Source organism: Pseudomonas sp. M1, from assembly GCF_022760135.1.
Lineage (GTDB): Bacteria > Pseudomonadota > Gammaproteobacteria > Pseudomonadales > Pseudomonadaceae > Pseudomonas > Pseudomonas citronellolis.
Window position 1 is genome coordinate 621,359 of the sequence record NZ_CP094343.1, and the last position, 17,823, is coordinate 639,181.

Here is a 17,823-nt window from a genome sequence, read left to right on the forward strand (position 1 = left end):
GGACCCCTGCGGGTCGGGAGGTCTATCGCAGCATCCGTGCCAAGCAGCGCAAAGCCCTGTGCCAGAGGGCTTGCGCGGCGTTTTTTGCCGTTTCGCTCGGGGTTTTCGCGGCGCCATTCTGGTGCGCCGAGGGGGCGTGCGGACGATTCGCCCCCAATTGGGGCGTGCCGCTGTGTGACGCCGGTCTCAGGGCGCGGGCAGGAAGTAGCCGCGCACGCCGGTCATGATGATCTGCGCGGCCAGCGCGCAGACGAACAGGCCCATCAGCCGGCTGACGATCTGCAGGCCCTGCTCGCCGAGGATGCGTTCGATGCGGTCGGACAGGAAGAGGGTGACGCCGAGGGTGAGGCAGGCGAGGACGATCGCCAGCAGCGCCAGCAGCTTGTCCTCCCAGTGCTGGCCGACGCCCATCACCAGCAGCGCGCCTATGGTGCCGGGGCCGACGGTGATGGGGATGGTCAGCGGGACGATGGTGACGTCCTGCTGCACGTTGTCGCTCTGCACCGCCGAGCGCCCCTGGGCCATGCCCAGGGCGGAGATGAACAGCACGCTGCCGGCGCCGATGCGGAAGGCGTCGGCGGTGATGCCGAAGAGGGTGAAGATGTAGCGCCCGAACAGGTACAGCAGCACGCTGGCCACCAGCGCCGCCAGGGCCACGCGCCAGGCCATGTGCTTGCGATCGCGCGGGGCGAAGCCGCGGCTGAGGCTGATGAAGCAGGAAAGCACAAAGAAGGGGCTGTAGAGCACCAGCATCTTCAGGTACACGCTGAACAGCACATGCATGGGGGGATCTCGTCCGGGTGAGATGGCTCTGCTGGGGCTGAAGCATAGCGGGCGGGGTGGGCGGCGGTCATTGCCTGGGGGCGGGTTTTGGTGGGGGTTTTATTGTAGGAGCGAGCTTGCTCGCGAAGGGTGTTCACCGGTGATGTCGGTGTATTGGCTCGGCTCCTTTCCCCTCTCCCCAGCCCTCTCCCTGAAGGGAGAGGGGGCTTGTCCGCGCCGAGAGAAGTGATGGTTTCAGCCGGAAACCTTTGGCGTTGCCGGCTGACGCCAGAACACCCAGCCCTGCCCAACGGTCCCCTCTCCCTTCAGGGCGGGGCGCGCAGCCGAGGGTTAGGGAGAGGGGCGAGGTCAACCCGAAACACCGCAGCCACCGGGAAACGCCCTTCGCGAGCAAGCTCGCTCCTACACCCTCCGGCAGACACAACGCCCGTAGGATGCGGTTGAGCGGAGCGATACCCATCACCGCAACCGCATGGGTTTCGCAAGCTCAACCCATCCTACGAAAAGCACCTCGGCGCCGTGATGGGCGTCAGGACGGCAACGCCGCGTCGCTCTGCTGGCGCAGGCGGCGTTCGCGTTCGGCTACCCAGTAGGCCACCAGTTCGCGCAGTTGCGACAGTTCCACCGGCTTGGCCATGTGCCCGTCCATGCCGACCAGGCGGGCGCGTTCCTTGTGTTCGCTGAGGATGTGCGCGGTGAGCGCCACCACCGGCGTGTGCGGGCGGTGTTCGCTGGCTTCCCAGGCGCGCAGGCGCTCGGTGGCGGAGAAGCCGTCGAGCACCGGCATCTCGCAGTCCATCAGCACCAGGTCGTACTGGGTGGCCTTCATCGCGGCCAGGGCTTCCTCGCCGTTGCTGGCGGTGTCCGGCTGCAGGTCGAGCTTGCCGAGCATGCCGCGGATGACCTTGGTGGAGATGCTGTTGTCCTCGGCCACCAGCACGCGGAAGTCGCTGGGCGGGCTCAGCGGCGCGGGTTCGGCGGCCGCCGGCAGGTAGTTGGTCACGCCGCTGGGGCCGCGCTGGGCCAGTTCGTCGGCGAGGGTGGCCTTGAGCGTGTAGCCGGCCACCGGCTTGGCCAGGATGCGCTTGATCCCGGCGTTGCGGGCGATGATCTTGCTCGGCGCGTTGCTGATGCCGGTGAGCATGATCAGCAGGATGTCGTGGTTGAGGTTGGGGTCTTCCTGGATCTTGGTCGCCAGCTGCATGCCGGTCATGCCGGGCATGTCCTGGTCGAGCAGGACCACGTCGAAGTATTCGCGCAGGTGCGCCTTGGTGCGCAGCAGAGCCAGGGCTTCCTTGCCGGAAGCCACGGCGCTGACGTTCATGCCCCAGACGCTGCACTGCTGCACCACCACCTTGCGGCAGGTCTGGTTGTCGTCCACCACCAGCAGGCGCGCGCCCTGCAGCGGGCTGTCGAGGTCGGCGGTGGGGTGTTCGAGCATGTCCTGGTCCAGCGGCAGGCTCAGCCACAGGGTGTTGCCGCTGTCGCCGCCGCTGTCCAGGCCGCTTTCGATGCCCAGCTGGCCGGACATCAGCTGGATCAGCTGGCGCGCGATCACCAGGCCCAGGCGGCTGCTCAGGCGGGTGGCGGAGAGGAAGTCGCGGCTGTGCAGCTCGGCGGTGAGCAGGGCCTGGCGGTCGTTGGGGTCCAGCGGGCGGCCGCTGTCCTGCACGGCGATGCGCAGGCGCGTCTTGCCCGGCGGGCCGTCGAGGGCCACCACCAGGAGGATCTCGCCTTCCTCGGTCTGCTTGAAGGCATTGTCCAGCAGGCTCAGCAGCACCTGGCGCAGGCGCGTCGGGTCGCCGCTGATCACCCGTGGCACCTGCGGCTGGGTGAAGCTGATCAGCTCGATCTTCTGCTGCTCGGCGCGCACCCGGAAGATCGCCAGGCAGTCCTCGATCAGCGCGCCCAGGTCGAACTGCACCTCGTCCAGCTCGATCTGCCCGGACTCCAGCTTGGAGATGTCGAGAATCTCGTTGATCAGCGCCAGCAGCTCGTTGCCGGCGCTGTGGATGGTCTGCACGTAGTCGCGCTGCTTGGCCGACAGCGGCGTGCCGAGCAGCAGCTCGGTCATGCCCAGCACGCCGTTCATGGGGGTGCGGATTTCGTGGCTGATCTTCGCCAGGAACTCGCCCTTGGCCTTGAGCTCGGCGCTGCTGGCGGCGCGCTTGCGGCTGGCGTCGAAGCTCTCCTGCTGCAGTTGGCGCTGGCGCTCGGCCAGGGCCAGGCTGAGCAGGAAGCCGGCCGCTGCGGTCAGCCCCAGCAGCGCGCTGCCGAGCCAGTCGCTGCGCGTGGGCACGTAGCCGAGCAGGGCCGGCAGGCTCAGCAGCCAGGCGCTGACGAACACGCCCATGGCGATGACGAACAGCCGGGCCGGGCGGTAGCCGTGGCGCATGTAGTAGGCGGCGATGAGGAACATGCCCAGACTGGTGATCGCCACCAGGCCGTAGAGCAGCTCGCCGGTGGGGATGTCCAGGGCCAGGTGCAGCAGCGCGCCGAGGCCGAGCAGGCCGAGGCTGCCCAGGGCCAGCAGGCGGCCCAGGGGGCGGCGCGGCGGCTGGCCGTGGAAGAAGCTGGCGGTGTAGCCCAGGGCACAGAACAGCACCAGCAGCAGGGCCAACTGGGCGGTCAGCGGCTGCCAGGTCTGGTGCGTGCCGTACCAGGGGCTGAGCAGGCCGAACAGCGTCAGGCAGGCCAGCAGCAGCCCGGCGTGCACCCCGGCCAGCCACAGGCCGCTGAGCACGCGGTTGTAGGCGAAGCGCACCAGGTTGTAGAGCAGCAGCATGCCCAGGCAGCCGAGGAGGATGCCGAACTGCAGCGGGCGCTGCTGGCCGGCGGGGTATTCGGCGCTTTCCAGGCTGATGGTGGGGCGCAGGCTCTGGCTGGAGCTCAGGCGCAGGTAGAGGTCGAGGACTTCCGGGCTGCTGCGCAGCGGCAGCAGGATGTCGCTGTTGAGCAGCGGGCGCTGGCCGGGGTAGAGGTTGCCGGCCTGGCGTTCTTCCAGCAGCTGCGAGCCGTGCAGCAGGTAGAGCTGCAGACTGTCCAGGCTCGGCGAGAACAGGCGCAGCTGGCGCGGCGCGTCGCTGGCCGGCAGGCGGTAGTGCAGCCAGATGGCGCCGGGGCCGGCGGGGGCGTGCAGGTCTTCGATGTCGAGGGGGCTGAACAGCGGGCGCAGGCGTGCGGAGAGGACGTCCTGCAACTGCAGGCGGCCTTCGCCGTCGTGCAACTGCGACCAGCCGTCGGCATCCTGCGCCTGGACGAGGCCCGGGCCTACGAGCAGGGCCGTCAGCAGCAGGCAGACCAGAAGTCCTGTGGCGTTCCAGAGCCGGCGCACGGCGAATTCCCTTCGGTGGAGAGTGGCCGGATTATAGCCAAGTGCCGACGGCCCCGAAATCCACCCGGGCCCGCACGTGGCCGCCTGCCGACCGCAGGTCGGAAAAACGGGCGCAAAGGCGGCTCAGCCCCTGCGCCCGCCGGCCTTTTAGCTTTCGCCGCGTTCGCGGGCGATGGCGCGGTAGCCGATGTCCTTGCGGTAGAAGCAGCCGTTCCAGCGGATCTGCTCCGCCAGGCGGTAGGCCTGCTGCTGCGCCGAGGACACGCTCGGGCCGATGGCGGTGGCGCAGAGCACGCGGCCGCCGGAGGTGACCACCTGGCCGTCCTTCAGCGCGGTGCCGGCATGGAACACCTTGCCGTCGAGCTTGGCGGCTTCGGCCAGGCCTTCGATGACGTCGCCCTTGGCGTAGTCGCCCGGGTAGCCGCCGGCGGCCAGCACCACGCCCACTGTCGGGCGCGGGTCCCAGGTGGCCTCGACCTTGTCCAGCGCCTTGGCCAGGGCGGCCTCGACCAGCAGGACCAGGGAGGACTCCAGGCGGACCATGATCGGCTGGGTTTCCGGGTCGCCGAAGCGGCAGTTGAACTCGATGACCTTGGGCGCGCCGCTCTTGTCGATCATCAGGCCGGCGTAGAGGAAGCCGGTGTAGACGTTGCCTTCCTCGGCCATGCCGCGCACGGTCGGGTAGATGACTTCGTCCATCACCCGCTGGTGCACCTGGGGGGTGACCACCGGGGCCGGCGAGTAGGCGCCCATGCCGCCGGTGTTGGGGCCGGTGTCGGCGTCGCCGATGCGCTTGTGGTCCTGGCTGGTGGCCATGGGCAGCACGTTCTGGCCGTCGACCATGACGATGAAGCTGGCTTCCTCGCCGTCGAGGAACTCCTCGATCACCACGCGCGAACCGGCGTCGCCGAAGGCATTGCCGGCGAGCATGTCGCGCACGGCTTCCTCGGCTTCTTCCAGGGTCATGGCGACGATCACGCCCTTGCCCGCGGCCAGGCCGTCGGCCTTGATCACGATGGGCGCGCCTTTTTCCTTCAGGTAGGCCAGGGCCGGCTCGACTTCGGTGAAGTTCCGGTAGTCGGCGGTGGGGATCTTGTGGCGGGCCAGGAAGTCCTTGGTGAAGGCCTTGGAGCCTTCCAGCTGGGCCGCGCCCTTGGTCGGGCCGAAGATGTCCAGGCCGCGCGAACGGAACAGGTCGACCACACCGGCGACCAGCGGCGCCTCGGGGCCGACGATGGTCAGTTGCACGTTCTTCGCGGCGAAGTCGGCCAGTTGCTCCAGGGCCAGCACGTCGATGGCGACGTTCTCGCACTTGGGCTCGGTGGCGGTGCCGGCGTTGCCCGGGGCGACGAAGACCTTCGCCACGCGCGGGTCCTGGGCGACCTTCCAGGCCAGGGCGTGTTCACGGCCGCCGCTGCCGATGATCAGTACATTCATATTCGATAGCTCTCGTCTGAGAGCTGGAAGCTGGAAGCTGGAAGCTGGAAGCGGTCGGGCTTCAGGCTTCCAGCTACAGGCTTCCAGCTTTTAGTGCCTGAAATGGCGCATACCGGTGAACACCATCGCGATGCCGGCTTCGTCGGCCGCCGCGATGACTTCATTGTCACGCATCGAGCCGCCCGGCTGGATCACCGCGGTGATGCCGGCCTTGGCCGCATTGTCGATGCCGTCGCGGAACGGGAAGAAGGCGTCCGAGGCCATGACCGCGCCTTTCACTTCCAGGCCGGCGTGTTCTGCCTTGATGGCGGCGATGCGTGCGGAGTTGACGCGGCTCATCTGGCCGGCGCCGACGCCCACGGTCTGGCGGTGCCTGGCGTAGACGATGGCGTTGGACTTGACGAACTTGGCCACTTTCCAGGCGAAGATCAGGTCGTGGATTTCCTGCTCGCTGGGCGCGCGCTGGGTGACGATCTTCAGGTCCGCCTCGGTGATCATGCCGATGTCGCGGCTCTGTACCAGCAGGCCGCCGTTGACGCGCTTGAAGTCCCAGCCCGGGGCGCGCTCGGCCGGCCACTCGCCGCATTCCAGCAGGCGCACGTTGGCCTTGGCGGCGACCACGGCGCGGGCGGCGGCGGAGACTTTCGGGGCGATGATGACTTCGACGAACTGGCGCTCGACGATGGCCTGGGCGGTGTCGCCGTCCAGCTCGCGGTTGAAGGCGATGATGCCGCCGAAGGCCGACTCGGTGTCGGTGGCGTAGGCCAGGTCGTAGGCCTTGCGGATGCCGCCCTCGTTCTCCGGGACCACGGCCACGCCGCACGGGTTGGCGTGCTTGACGATGACGCAGGCCGGCTTGACGAAGCTCTTCACGCATTCCAGCGCGGCGTCGGTGTCGGCCACGTTGTTGAACGACAGTTCCTTGCCCTGCAGCTGCACGGCGGTGGAGACGCTGGCCTCGCCCTTCTTCGCCTCGACGTAGAAGGCCGCGCTCTGGTGCGGGTTCTCGCCGTAGCGCATTTCCTGGGCCTTGATGAACTGGCTGTTGAAGGTGCGCGGGAAGGCGCCGCGGCCTTCGGTGGAGAGGGTGTCGCGCGCCTGGTCGATGGTGCCCAGGTAGTTGGCGATCATGCCGTCGTAGGCGGCGGTGTGCTCGAAGGCCTTCAGGGCCAGGTCGAAGCGCTGGGCGTAGGTCAGGCCGCCGGCCTTCAGGGCCGCGACCACGCCGGCGTAGTCGCCGGCGTTGACCACGATGGCGACGTCCTTGTGGTTCTTCGCGGCGCTGCGGACCATGGTCGGGCCGCCGATGTCGATGTTCTCGATGGCGGTCGGCAGGTCGCAGTCGGGCTTGGCCACGGTGGCCTCGAAGGGGTACAGGTTGACCGCCACCAGGTCGATCGGCTTGATGCCGTGCTCGGCCATCACCGCGCCGTCGATGTCGCGACGGCCGAGGATGCCGCCGTGCACCTTCGGGTGCAGGGTCTTGACGCGGCCGTCCATCATTTCCGGGAAACCGGTGTAGTCGGCCACTTCCACGGCGGCGATGGCGTTGTCCTTGAGCAGCTTGTAGGTGCCGCCGGTGGAGAGGATCTCCACGCCGAGGGCGACCAGCTCGCGGGCGAAATCGACGACGCCGGTCTTGTCGGAGACGCTGATCAGCGCGCGGCGGATGGGCAGGCGGAGGGAGTGGTCGGTCATAACGGTTCCATCTGATGAGGATAAGAGCGCTGGAGGCTGGAGGCTGGACGAGGGGCGCTTTTTCGTCCGGCCTTCAGCCTTTAGCCTCCAGCGGCTTTTAGAGGAGGTCGTACTGCTTGAGCTTCTTGCGCAGGGTGCCGCGGTTCAGGCCGAGCAGCTCCGACGCCTTGGTCTGGTTACCCTTCACGTGGTCCATCACGGTTTCCAGCAGCGGTGCCTCCACTTCGCAGAGCACCATGTTGTATACGTCCGTGACCGGCTGCCCATCGAGGTGGGCGAAGTAGTTGCGCAGTGCCTTCTCGACGCTGTCGCGCAGGGTATGGCCTTCCTGCGTCGGCGTGTTCAGGTGCTGTTTGAGGTTCGCGTTGTCGCTCACGGGTGTCATTCCACTCACTAAAGTCTCGGTCATCGTTGTCATGCGGCCACCCCTTTTCCGTTGTCGTGGCGCTCGGCGAAGAACTGCCTGACGCTGGCGCTCTGTGCATCCGTGTTCTGCAAACGATTGAACTGGGCGCGGAACTCCGCCGCCCCCGGTAACGTCGCCAGGTACCAGCCCACGTGCTTGCGGGCGATGCGGACACCCAGCTCTTCCCCATAGAAGGCATGCAAGGCGGCCAGGTGCTCCAGCAAAATGCTTTCCACCTCGGCCAGGGACGGCGCCGGCAAGGTCTCGCCGGTGCTCAGGTAGTGCTCGATCTCACGGAATATCCACGGCCGGCCCTGGGCGGCGCGGCCGATCAGCAAGGCGTCGGCGCCGGTGTGCTGGAGCACCTGGCGGGCCTTCTGCGGCGAGGTGATGTCGCCATTGGCGAACACCGGGATGGACACCGCCTGCTTGATCGCGGCGATGGTTTCGTATTCGGCGTCGCCGGTGTACAGGTCGGCGCGGGTGCGGCCGTGCACGGCCAGGGCCTGGATGCCCGACTGCTCGGCGATGCGCGCGACGTTCACGCCGTTGCGGTTGTCGCGGTCCCAGCCGGTGCGGATCTTCAGCGTCACCGGCACTTCGACGGCGGCCACCACGGCTTCGAGGATTTCGGCCACCAGCTTCTCGTCGCGCAGCAGCGCGGAGCCGGCGGCCTTGTTGCAGACCTTCTTGGCCGGGCAGCCCATGTTGATGTCGATGATCTGCGCGCCCAGTTCGACGTTGGCGCGGGCGGCCTCGGCGAGCATCTGCGGGTCGCCGCCGGCTATCTGCACCGAACGCGGCTGGTCCTCGCCGTCGTGCACCAGGCGCAGGCGCGACTTGCGGCTGTTCCACAGGCGCACGTCGCTGGTGACCATCTCCGAGACCACCATGCCGGCGCCGAGGCGGCGGCACAGCTGGCGGAACGGGCGATCGGTGACGCCGGCCATGGGAGCCAGGATCAGTCTGTTGGGCAGTGTGTAAGAGCCGATGCGAACCACCGACATCGCTTCCCTGTTATGGGGCGCAATCGCTGCACGCTCCCGCGGGTCGAGGACTCGGGGAGGGTCGGCGAGAGGCCACCGGTGCTTGCAAAAAAGGGAGGGCATGATACCCGCTCTCGATGACCGGATAAAGGCGATTTTGGATAAATTCTGAACAGCCGCCGGCTTATTGCCTGGGGTTGGAAGACGAGCGGAACTGGCGCTGCGCGGGGTTCTGCGCTACGCGCCGGTCACTCCGGCGAATGGAAGCTGAGGCTGTAGTTGACCGCCTTGGGGCCCGGGTCGAGGATGTCCAGCGACACGTGGATCGGCGTCTGCGGCGGCATCTCGCTCTGCCCGGCCAGCTCGCCGCCCAGGTATTCGCTGGGCTTGAAGCTGCGGCTGGCGATCAGTTGGCCGTTGAGGTCGGCGAAGCGCAGCTCCAGCAGCGGGAAGGGCTGGGAGAAGCTGGCGCGGTTGTAGATGATCGCGTCCACCACCAGGGCGCCGCTGAAGTCCGGGTGGCTGCGCACCACCAGGTTGCTGCTGCGGATCTGCTCGACGTCGACCTTCGACGGCAGGCTGCAGCCCAGTTGCGGGCAGAGTTCGGCGAACCAGGGGCGGTAGGCGTCCTCGCGGGCCAGCTCGTCGAAGTGGTAGGCCACGTACTGGCCGCCCAGGCCGGCCAGGGCCAGGAGGATCAGCAGCAGCCAGAGCAGGCGCCAGCCCCAGCGGCTCTTGGGCTTCTGCCAGTCCAGTTGCAGCGGCTCGTCGCTGAGGTCGTGCAGGGCGGCCTCGCCCAGGCCCGGGTCGGGGCGGCGCGGGGCCTTGTCGTCTGCCTCTTCGTCCTCGTCGTCCAGCGGCGCGCCCAGGCGGGGCGTCTCGCGTTCCGCCAGCGGGGGCTCGGCCTCGGGTTCCTCGTCCGGCTCGGCTTCGGTTTCCAGCGGCTCGTCGTCGCGGCGGGCGCTGAAGCTCGGCAGGTCGTCGTCTTCCTCTTCTGCGGCCGCGGCGGCCACGGCCGGCTCTTCGACCGGCGCGCTCTGCGGTTGCGGCGGTGCGACGGGGGGCTGCTCGGGCTCTTCTTCGATGCGGCCCAGGCTCGGTTCCTGGCGGCCGCCTTCGCTCGCCTGGCGTTCCTCGTCGCGCAGCAGGGCCTCGGCCCAGCGTTCGTCATGCGGGTCGCGCGCCGACGGGCGGTTGCCCAGCAGGGCCTCGGCCGGCTTGGGCGCGGCCTGCAGTTCGCGGAATTCCTGGGACAGCTCGAATTCGTCGAGCTTGGCCAGCTCTTCGTCGAGGTTGAGGCTGTCCAGGTCGAGATCGTCGTGGATCCACAGGGTATCGTCGGCGGACTTGGCCGCTACGGCGGCTTCTTGCGCCGGCCTGGCCGGTGCCGGGGCGGGCGCCGGGGGCTGGCTCGGGGCCGGCATTGGTGTGGCGGCCGGGGCTACCGTGCTGTCGGCGGACGGCCGCGCGCTGTGCGGCGCCAGCGGCCAGCCGAGGGTGGCGACGCCGGGCGCCGGGACGGGGCGCGGGGGCTCGCTCGGCGCGGCGGGCGCTGCGGGTTTCGGGGCCGCAGCCGGCGGCTGGATGGGCTCGCCGCCGGAGCGCGCGGTGCCGCCCAGCATATGTTGCGGGGCGTTGAACACCTTGAGGCAGGCGCCGCAGCGCACAGCGCCATTGGCCGCACCCAGCTGCGCCTGGTTGACGCGGAAACTGGTGAGGCAATGCGGGCACTGTGTGATGAAACTGGCGCTCATGCGGCGGTCCGGCGATAAACGGTCGATTAGTCTAACTCAAGCCTCGGCGTGCGGGCAGTTGGCCGCCACCAGGGTTCAGCGGCGGCGGCCGCTGATGCGTACCCAGCCTTCGCGCTCGGCGGTGGGCTCCAGCTCGAAGGCGTCGGCGTAGGCGGCGCGCACTTCCTCGGCCTGCTCGGCGAGGATGCCCGACAGGGCCAGGCGGCCGCCGGGCTTGACCAGGGAAGTCAGCTGGCCTGCCAGTGAGACCAGGGGACCGGCGAGAATGTTCGCCACCACCACGTCGGCCTGCCCGGCGGGCAGATCGGCGGGCAGGTAGACCGGGAACAGCGCCGGGTCGATGCCGTTGCGCGTGGCGTTGTCGCGCGAGGCCTCCAGGGCCTGCGGGTCGATGTCGGTGCCCAGCGCCTGCTTCGCGCCCAGCAGCAGCGCGGCGATGGCGAGGATGCCCGAGCCGCAGCCGAAGTCCAGCACGGTGTCGCCGGCCAGTTCCTGGCCATCGAGCCATTCCAGGCACAGCGCGGTGGTCGGGTGGGTGCCGGTGCCGAAGGCCAGGCCCGGGTCGAGCAGCAGGTTCACCGCCTCCGGCTCCGGCGCCTCGTGCCAGCTGGGGACGATCCACAGGCGGCGGCCGAAGCGCATCGGCTTGAAGTTGTCCATCCAGCTGCGTTCCCAGTCCTGGTCCTCGACGATTTCGACCTGGTGCTGAGGCAGTTCGCCGCCGGTCAGCAGCTGCAGGTGGGCCAGCAGCGCGGCCTCGTCGGTGCCGTCCTCGAACAGCGCCAGCAGGTGGGTGTGGGTCCACAGCGGGGTGGTGCCCAGGTCCGGCTCGAAGATCGGCTGGTCCTCGGCGTCCATGAAGGTCACCGAGACGGCGCCGACTTCCAGCAGGGCGTCTTCGTAGGTGGGCGCCTGTTCCGGGGTGATGGCGAGGCGGACTTGAACCCAGGGCATAAAAAACCTCGTGAGAAAACGGCTGAAGGCTGGAAGGCCGGACGAAGGGCGGGATTATCCGCTTTTTCGTCCAGCCTTCCAGCCTCCAGCGCTTTTATCGGCGTGGGCTCAGTGACTCATGCCGAGTTTCTTTTCCAGGTAATGGATGTTCACACCGCCCTTGCAGAATTCCTTGTCGCGGACCAGGTCCTTGTGCAGGTCGATGTTGGTCTTGATGCCGTCGACGATCAGCTCGTCCAGGGCATTGCGCATGCGCGCCAGGGCCTCGTCGCGGTCCTTGCCGTAGGTGATCAGCTTGCCGACCAGCGAGTCGTAGTTCGGCGGTACGGTGTAGCCGCTGTACAGGTGCGAGTCGACGCGCACGCCGTTGCCGCCGGGGGCGTGGAAGTGCTTCACGGTGCCCGGGCTGGGCATGAAGTTCTTCGGGTCCTCGGCGTTGATCCGGCATTCCAGGGCGTGGCCGCGGATCACCACGTCCTCCTGGCGGACCGACAGCTTCTGGCCGGAGGCGATGCGCAGCATTTCCTTGACGATGTCGATGCCGGTAACCATCTCCGACACCGGATGCTCCACCTGCACGCGGGTGTTCATCTCGATGAAGTAGAAGCGGCCGTTCTCGTAGAGGAACTCGAAGGTGCCGGCGCCACGATAGCCGATCTCGACGCAGGCGCGAACGCAGCGTTCGAGGACTTCCGCGCGGGCCTTCTCGTCGATGCCCGGCGCAGGGGCTTCTTCCAGCACCTTCTGGTGGCGGCGCTGCAGCGAGCAGTCGCGGTCGCCCAGGTGGATGGCGTTGCCCTGGCCGTCGGAGAGCACCTGGACTTCCACGTGGCGCGGGTTGGTCAGGAACTTCTCCAGGTAGACCATGGAGTTGCCGAAGGCGGCGCCGGCCTCGGTGCGGGTCAGCTTGGCCGACTTGATCAGCTCTTCCTCGCTGTGCACCACGCGCATGCCGCGGCCACCGCCGCCGCCGGCGGCCTTGATGATGACCGGGTAGCCCACTTCGCGGGCGATGGCCAGGGCGGTTTCCTCGTCTTCCGGCAGCGGGCCGTCGGAGCCCGGTACGGTGGGCACGCCGGCTTTCTTCATGGCGTCCTTGGCCGAGACCTTGTCGCCCATCAGGCGGATCACGTCGGCGCTCGGGCCAATGAAGGTGAAGCCGGAACGTTCGACCTGCTCGGCGAAGTCGGCGTTCTCGGCGAGGAAGCCGTAGCCCGGGTGGATGCCGTTGGCGCCGGTGACTTCGGCGGCGGCGATGATCGCCGGGATGTGCAGGTAGGACTGGCCGGCCGGGGCCGGGCCGATGCACACGGCCTCGTCGGCCAGCGACAGGTGCATCAGCTCGCGGTCGGCGGTGGAGTGCACCGCGACCGTCTTGATGCCCAGCTCCTTGCAGGCGCGCAGGATGCGCAGGGCGATCTCGCCGCGGTTGGCGATCAGTACTTTATCCAACATCGCAGGTTCCCCGCGGCTTAGACGATGGTGAACAGCGGCTGGTCGTACTCGACCGGCTGGCCGCTTTCGACCAGGACCTGCTCGATGACGCCGCTGGTTTCAGCCTCGATGTGGTTCATCATCTTCATGGCTTCGACGATGCACAGGATGTCGCCTTTCTTCACGCTCTGGCCGACTTCGACGAAGGGCGCGGCGGTCGGCGAGGGCGAGCGGTAGAAGGTACCGACCATCGGCGAGCGGACCACGTTGCCGTTGAGCTTGGCGGCGGCCGGCGCGGCTTCGGCGGCCGGTGCGGCGGCAGCGGCCACTGGGGCCGGGGCGGCAGCGGGGGCGGGCGCGTAGGCCGGGGCGGCAGCGTAGATCGGCTGGGCGGCGGTCTTGCTGTGGCGGCTGATGCGCACCGATTCTTCGCCTTCGCGGATTTCCAGCTCGTCGATGCCGGATTCTTCGAGCAGTTCGATCAGTTTCTTGACTTTACGGATGTCCATTAGCGTTCGCACTCCCAGGTGATGGTCACGGGCGTTCAAGTTGTTCGAGGGCGGACTCCAGGGCCAGGCGGTAGCCTGTGGCCCCCAGGCCGCAGATCACCCCTACCGCCACGTCGGAGAAGTAGGAGTGATGCCGGAAAGGTTCACGTTTGTGCACGTTGGACAGGTGCACTTCGATGAATGGGATGCTCACCGCGAGCAACGCGTCACGTAGCGCGACACTCGTATGCGTGAAAGCCGCCGGATTGATGAGGATGAAGTCCACGCCTTCGCCGCGCGCGGCATGGATGCGCTCGATCAGTTCGTACTCGGCGTTGCTTTGCAGGTACATCAGGTGATGGCCGGCCTCGCGGGCGCGGCGCTCCAGGTCCTGGTTGATCTGCTCGAGGGTGACCGAGCCGTAGACGCCGGGTTCGCGGGTGCCGAGCAGGTTCAGGTTGGGCCCGTGCAGGACCAGTAGGGTGGCCATCGGCTTGTTGTTCTCTCGTCGCGCGGATTGGAAATTGGCCGGGACTATGCCGGAAACCGGGCGTGACTGTCCAGTCATGCCGGTTTTGCGGTAGATGTCGGCATGTTGCCTGATGATTGCTGCAGAAATATGAGGCGCGCTCTAGCGCGCGCCGGCCTGTTGCAGATGCGCGGCCAGGGTGGCCGCGTTGGTCTCGCCGACGATGCGCAGGTCGCTGTGTTCCTGGCCGCCCGCGTCGAACAGCAGCAGCGCCGGCGGGCCGAAGAGGTTGTAGCGGTCGAGCAGGGCGCGCTGCTCGGCGGTGCTGTCGGTCATGTCGAAGCGCAGCAGCTGGTAGCCGGCCAGTTGCGCCTGCACTGCCGCGTCCGGCAGCACCTGGCGTTCGATGATCTTGCAGCTGATGCACCAGTCGGCGTACCAGTCCAGCAGCACCGGCCGGCCGGCGGCGCTGGCCTGGGCCAGGGCGGCGTCGAGCTGCGCCGGGGTGGTCAGGTTCTGCCACTGGCCGGGCGTCGAGCTGGGCGGGCCGGCATGGCTGGAGGGTTCGGAGCGGCCCAGCGGGTGCAGCGGGTCGGATTCGCCGCGCAGGGCGCCGGCCCAGGCGGCCAGGGCGTAGACCAGGAACATCAGGCCGAGCAGCTGGGCGCCGCGTTGCAGCGGCGTCTTGTTTACCAGTTCCAGGGTGCCCAGGGCGATGGCCACGCCGCCGGCCAGGGCGCCCCACAGGGCCAGGCTCACCGGGCCGGAGAGCACCCGCTCCAGCAGCCAGATGGCCACCGCCAGCAGCAGCACGCCGAAGAAGTTGCGCACGCCGGTCATCCAGGCCCCGGATTTCGGCAGCACGGCGCCGCCGCCGGCGCCGAAGATCACCAGCGGGGTGCCCATGCCCAGGCCCAGGGCGAACAGCAGCAGGCCGCCGCCGAGGGCGTCGCCGGTGCTGCCGATGTACAGCAGCAGGCCGGCCAGGGGCGCCGAGACGCAGGGCGAGACCAGCAGGCTGGAAAGCACGCCCAGGGTGGCCGCGCCGGCGATGGAGCCGCCACGGGTGTCGGCCGCCATGCGGTCCAGGCGCTCGCGCAGAAAGCCCGGCAGGCGCAGCTCGAAGATGCCGAACATGGCGATGGCGAAGGCCACGAAGAAGGCCGCGAAGGGCACCAGCACCCAGGGCGACTGCAACATCGCCTGCAGGTTGAGCTTGGCGCCGAACAGCCCCATCAGCGCGCCGAGCACGGCGTAGCACACCGCCATCGGCAGCACGTAGGCCAGCGACAGGGTGAAGCCGCGCATGCCGCCCGGGCGCCCGCGCAGGACCACGCCGGAGAGGATCGGCAGCATCGGCAGCACGCAGGGGGTGAAGGTCAGCGTCAGGCCGGCGAGGAAGGCGATCAGCAGGCCGCGGTCGAGCTTCTTGATCTTGCCGCTGCCTTCGCCCTTGAGCAGCGCCAGCAGGTCGTCGACCACCGCCGGCTCGCCGGAGGCCACGGCCGCCTTGCCGGCGGCGGCGGGCTTGGCGCCGAGGCTGGCGACGCCCGCGGCGGAAACCTGCACCTGGACGGTTTCCGGGGCGTAGCACAGGCCCTTGTCGGCGCAGCCCTGGTAGGTGACGGTGAGGCGGTAGGGCAGCTTCTGCGGGTTGTTCAGCGGCACCTTGACGTCGGTGATGGCGTAGTAGACCTGGGAGTCGCCGAAGTAGTCGTCGTGGTGCGCCTTGCCCGGCGGCAGCTGCACGTCGCCGAGGCTGACCTCGGCCGGCTCGACCTGGAACTTCATGCGGTGCCGGTAGAGGTAGTAGCCCTCGGCGTTGACGAAGCGCAGCAGCACCTGCTGGCTGTCGCTGTCCTCGACGCTCAGGCGGAAGGCCTCGGCCACCGGAAGGAACTTGCCCTCGGCCGGCGCCGCGGTACTGAAACCGGGGGCGGCGGGGGCCGGCTTGTCGAACAGGCCGGCGGTGGCGGGCAGGGCGACCAGGAACAGGAGCAGGGTCAGCAGACGGCGCATGGAACTCTCGCGGACTTTCTGGGTGGCGGCATGATAGCCGAATGCGCCCGGCCCCTGGCCACCCTCGCGGCGGCGCGAAGGTGACAAGACGTGAGCGCTCGCACTGCGACAGGCGGTCGTGGTGGGGGTTCCGTCCTGCGTCAATCGGGCGCGCAAGTGCTTGCCGGCTGCGCCGAAAAGCTGTGCGTGCGGGCCGGTGGGGGCGGAGTTGCGGCGATGGGTATCGCTTCGCTCAACCCATCCTACGGGGCTGGCGCGCTCTTCAACGGCGTTTCGTGCCCATCACCGAGCGGGGCATGGCCAAGGTCAAGCGGCGGATAACCACGAACGGTTATCCGCCCTACGCCGAGCCCACCCCCGGCGTTATCCGCCGGTCCGCGGGATCAGGCGAACACCTCGACGCGATTGCGCCCGCCATGCTTGGCGCGGTACAGCGCCTCGTCGGCGCGGCGGGCCAGGACGGTGGCGTCTTCGTCCGCGCCCAGCTGGGCGATGCCGCAGCTGAAGGTGCAGGCCAGGTCGGCGGGCTTGGCCGGGTAGCGGATTTCGGCGAAGCGTTGGCGGATTTCCTCCAGCACCTTGTGCGCCGCCACGCTGTCGGTGTCCGGCAGCACCACGGCGAATTCCTCGCCGCCGTAGCGGCCGATGTGGTCGGTCTTGCGCAGGCGCTGCTTGAGGAACAGCGCCAGGCTCTTGATCACCCGGTCGCCCATGGGGTGGCCGTAGCTGTCGTTGACCTTCTTGAAGTGGTCGATGTCGAGCATGGCGAAGGCCAGCGGCTGGCCTTCGCGGCGCGCGCGGTAGCTGGCGTCTTCCAGCAGCTGCAGGGTGTGGGTGTGGTTGTACAGCCCGGTGAGGCTGTCGCGCACCATGCGCGCCTTGAGGCTGCGCGCCCGCGCCGCGCGGTTGCGCACGGTGGCGATCAGGTGGCGCGGCTTGATCGGCTTGGTGAGGAAGTCGTCGCCGCCCTCGCTCATGGCGTCGAGCTGCTTGTCCAGGTCGTCCTCGGCCGACAGGTAGATGATCGGCACGCTGACGTGGCGCTCGTGCTGGCGGATCACCTTGGCCAATTCGGTGCCCAGGCATTCGGGCATGTACATGTCGAGGATGATCAGGTCGGGCTGGAACTCGGCCAGCTCGGCCATCACCGACAGCGGCGCGGTGAGCGCGCGGGTGACGATGCCGGCGCCGTTGAGGACCATCTCGGTGTGCGCCGCCTGGGCCCGCGAGTCGTCGACGATGAGCACGCGGAAGGGGTCGTAGTGGGCAACGCGGGTGAGCATCTCGATCTTTTCCAGCACCCCGGAGGCGTCCAGGGTGCCGCTGAAGAACTCCTGGCCGCCGGCGCGGGCCGCGGCCAGGCGGGTGGGGGTGTCGGTTTCCTCGTGGCTGAAGAACAGCACCGGCAGCTTGTGCGCCAGGCCCGCCTGCACTTCCTCGGCCAGGGCCAGGCCGAGGCCCGCGCCGGCGAAGTCGACGTCCATCAGCAGCGCCGCCGGGTGGCGTTCGGCCATGGCCGCGCGGAAGGCCGCGGCGTGTTCGCACAGTTGCGCGTGGACGCCGAAGAACTCCAGCTGCTGGGCCAGCCGCTCGGCGCGCTCGGCGTCCTGCAGGGCCAGGTAGACCGGCTTGCGCAGCGGCGGCAGCTGGGTGTGTTCGAGCTGGTCGCCATGGCGCAGGCCGGTGCGCGACAGGCGCAGCATCAATTGGGCGAACTCGTTGATCCGCTCGCTGGACAGGCGCCCGCGGTTGCCCGCCACGGCGTCCAGCCCGGCGCCGATGGCGGCGGCCAGCTGGGCGTGCTCGGCCTGCTCGAAGCGCTCGGCGTAGCGCTGCAGGCGCAGGACGGCCTCGCGCAGGTCGGCCATGCCGCTGGCGGTCCATTCCGAGCGGCTGAGCTGCTGCCAGATCTCCAGCACGTGCCGGGCCTGGTGGATCACCCGCTGGGCAAAATGGTGTTTCAAGCGATCGCGGGTGGGATCGTCGTGCTCGGTCATGGCGCACTTCTTGTGAGGGCTGACGCGGTGGCGAGGTCGCCAGAGCGGTGATGGCACCATGCTA

Annotated in this window: 13 protein-coding genes; all 13 read right to left on the reverse strand. The window is 68.7% G+C overall.

Features of this window, described 5'->3' with window-relative positions:
* Positions 1–186 precede the first annotated feature (186 nt).
* The gene (locus PM1_RS02650; protein ID WP_009613314.1) at positions 187–783 is read right to left on the reverse strand and encodes a MarC family protein; all 597 of its coding nucleotides are present in this window, start codon (positions 781–783) and stop codon (positions 187–189) included.
* A 529-nt stretch (positions 784–1,312) separates the two neighbouring features.
* Positions 1,313–4,117, reverse strand: a complete 2,805-nt coding sequence (locus PM1_RS02655) for a hybrid sensor histidine kinase/response regulator (RefSeq protein WP_009613312.1) — start codon at positions 4,115–4,117, stop codon at positions 1,313–1,315.
* Positions 4,118–4,264: 147 nt separating this feature from the next.
* On the reverse strand, positions 4,265–5,554 hold the full coding sequence (gene purD / locus PM1_RS02660) for a phosphoribosylamine--glycine ligase (RefSeq protein WP_009613310.1): 1,290 nt from the start codon (positions 5,552–5,554) through the stop codon (positions 4,265–4,267).
* A 90-nt stretch (positions 5,555–5,644) separates the two neighbouring features.
* Positions 5,645–7,252 carry a bifunctional phosphoribosylaminoimidazolecarboxamide formyltransferase/IMP cyclohydrolase gene (gene purH, locus PM1_RS02665; RefSeq protein WP_009613308.1) on the reverse strand — a complete coding sequence of 536 codons (1,608 nt, stop codon included), beginning with the start codon at positions 7,250–7,252 and terminating at the stop codon, positions 5,645–5,647.
* 97 nt (positions 7,253–7,349) lie between these two features.
* A complete protein-coding gene (fis, locus tag PM1_RS02670) occupies positions 7,350–7,670 on the reverse strand; it encodes a DNA-binding transcriptional regulator Fis (protein WP_009613305.1) in 321 nt (106 codons plus the stop codon).
* The gene (dusB, locus tag PM1_RS02675) at positions 7,667–8,665 is read right to left on the reverse strand and encodes a tRNA dihydrouridine synthase DusB (protein WP_009613304.1); all 999 of its coding nucleotides are present in this window, start codon (positions 8,663–8,665) and stop codon (positions 7,667–7,669) included. Before dusB ends, fis begins: the two co-directional genes overlap by 4 nt.
* Positions 8,666–8,892: 227 nt before the next feature.
* Positions 8,893–10,398: a DUF3426 domain-containing protein gene (locus tag PM1_RS02680; protein ID WP_009613302.1), complete on the reverse strand. Its 1,506-nt coding sequence runs from the start codon at positions 10,396–10,398 to the stop codon at positions 8,893–8,895.
* 75 nt (positions 10,399–10,473) lie between these two features.
* Positions 10,474–11,352 carry a 50S ribosomal protein L11 methyltransferase gene (prmA, locus tag PM1_RS02685; protein WP_009613301.1) on the reverse strand — a complete coding sequence of 293 codons (879 nt, stop codon included), beginning with the start codon at positions 11,350–11,352 and terminating at the stop codon, positions 10,474–10,476.
* Positions 11,353–11,460: 108 nt separating this feature from the next.
* Positions 11,461–12,807 (reverse strand): acetyl-CoA carboxylase biotin carboxylase subunit, encoded by a 1,347-nt coding sequence (gene accC, locus PM1_RS02690; RefSeq protein ID WP_009613299.1) that lies wholly within the window; start codon positions 12,805–12,807, stop codon positions 11,461–11,463.
* Positions 12,808–12,824: 17 nt separating this feature from the next.
* Positions 12,825–13,295: an acetyl-CoA carboxylase biotin carboxyl carrier protein gene (gene accB / locus PM1_RS02695; RefSeq protein ID WP_009613297.1), complete on the reverse strand. Its 471-nt coding sequence runs from the start codon at positions 13,293–13,295 to the stop codon at positions 12,825–12,827.
* A 25-nt stretch (positions 13,296–13,320) separates the two neighbouring features.
* On the reverse strand, positions 13,321–13,764 hold the full coding sequence (gene aroQ / locus PM1_RS02700; RefSeq protein ID WP_009613296.1) for a type II 3-dehydroquinate dehydratase: 444 nt from the start codon (positions 13,762–13,764) through the stop codon (positions 13,321–13,323).
* Positions 13,765–13,905: 141 nt separating this feature from the next.
* Positions 13,906–15,762 (reverse strand): protein-disulfide reductase DsbD, encoded by a 1,857-nt coding sequence (gene dsbD, locus PM1_RS02705; protein ID WP_009613294.1) that lies wholly within the window; start codon positions 15,760–15,762, stop codon positions 13,906–13,908.
* Between the two features lie 383 nt (positions 15,763–16,145).
* A complete protein-coding gene (locus PM1_RS02710; RefSeq protein WP_009613292.1) occupies positions 16,146–17,759 on the reverse strand; it encodes a GGDEF domain-containing protein in 1,614 nt (537 codons plus the stop codon).
* Between the last annotated feature and the right edge of the window lie 64 nt (positions 17,760–17,823).

Coding starts and splice junctions, on each gene's coding strand:
- fis (WP_009613305.1), bottom strand. CDS start 7,670: ATGACAACGATGACCGAGACTTTAGTGAGTGGAATGACACCCGTGAGC.
- PM1_RS02710 (WP_009613292.1), bottom strand. CDS start 17,759: ATGACCGAGCACGACGATCCCACCCGCGATCGCTTGAAACACCATTTT.
- dusB (WP_009613304.1), bottom strand. CDS start 8,665: ATGTCGGTGGTTCGCATCGGCTCTTACACACTGCCCAACAGACTGATC.
- purD (WP_009613310.1), bottom strand. CDS start 5,554: ATGAATGTACTGATCATCGGCAGCGGCGGCCGTGAACACGCCCTGGCC.
- accB (WP_009613297.1), bottom strand. CDS start 13,295: ATGGACATCCGTAAAGTCAAGAAACTGATCGAACTGCTCGAAGAATCC.
- PM1_RS02680 (WP_009613302.1), bottom strand. CDS start 10,398: ATGAGCGCCAGTTTCATCACACAGTGCCCGCATTGCCTCACCAGTTTC.
- purH (WP_009613308.1), bottom strand. CDS start 7,252: ATGACCGACCACTCCCTCCGCCTGCCCATCCGCCGCGCGCTGATCAGC.
- PM1_RS02650 (WP_009613314.1), bottom strand. CDS start 783: ATGCATGTGCTGTTCAGCGTGTACCTGAAGATGCTGGTGCTCTACAGC.
- aroQ (WP_009613296.1), bottom strand. CDS start 13,764: ATGGCCACCCTACTGGTCCTGCACGGGCCCAACCTGAACCTGCTCGGC.
- accC (WP_009613299.1), bottom strand. CDS start 12,807: ATGTTGGATAAAGTACTGATCGCCAACCGCGGCGAGATCGCCCTGCGC.
- prmA (WP_009613301.1), bottom strand. CDS start 11,352: ATGCCCTGGGTTCAAGTCCGCCTCGCCATCACCCCGGAACAGGCGCCC.
- dsbD (WP_009613294.1), bottom strand. CDS start 15,762: ATGCGCCGTCTGCTGACCCTGCTCCTGTTCCTGGTCGCCCTGCCCGCC.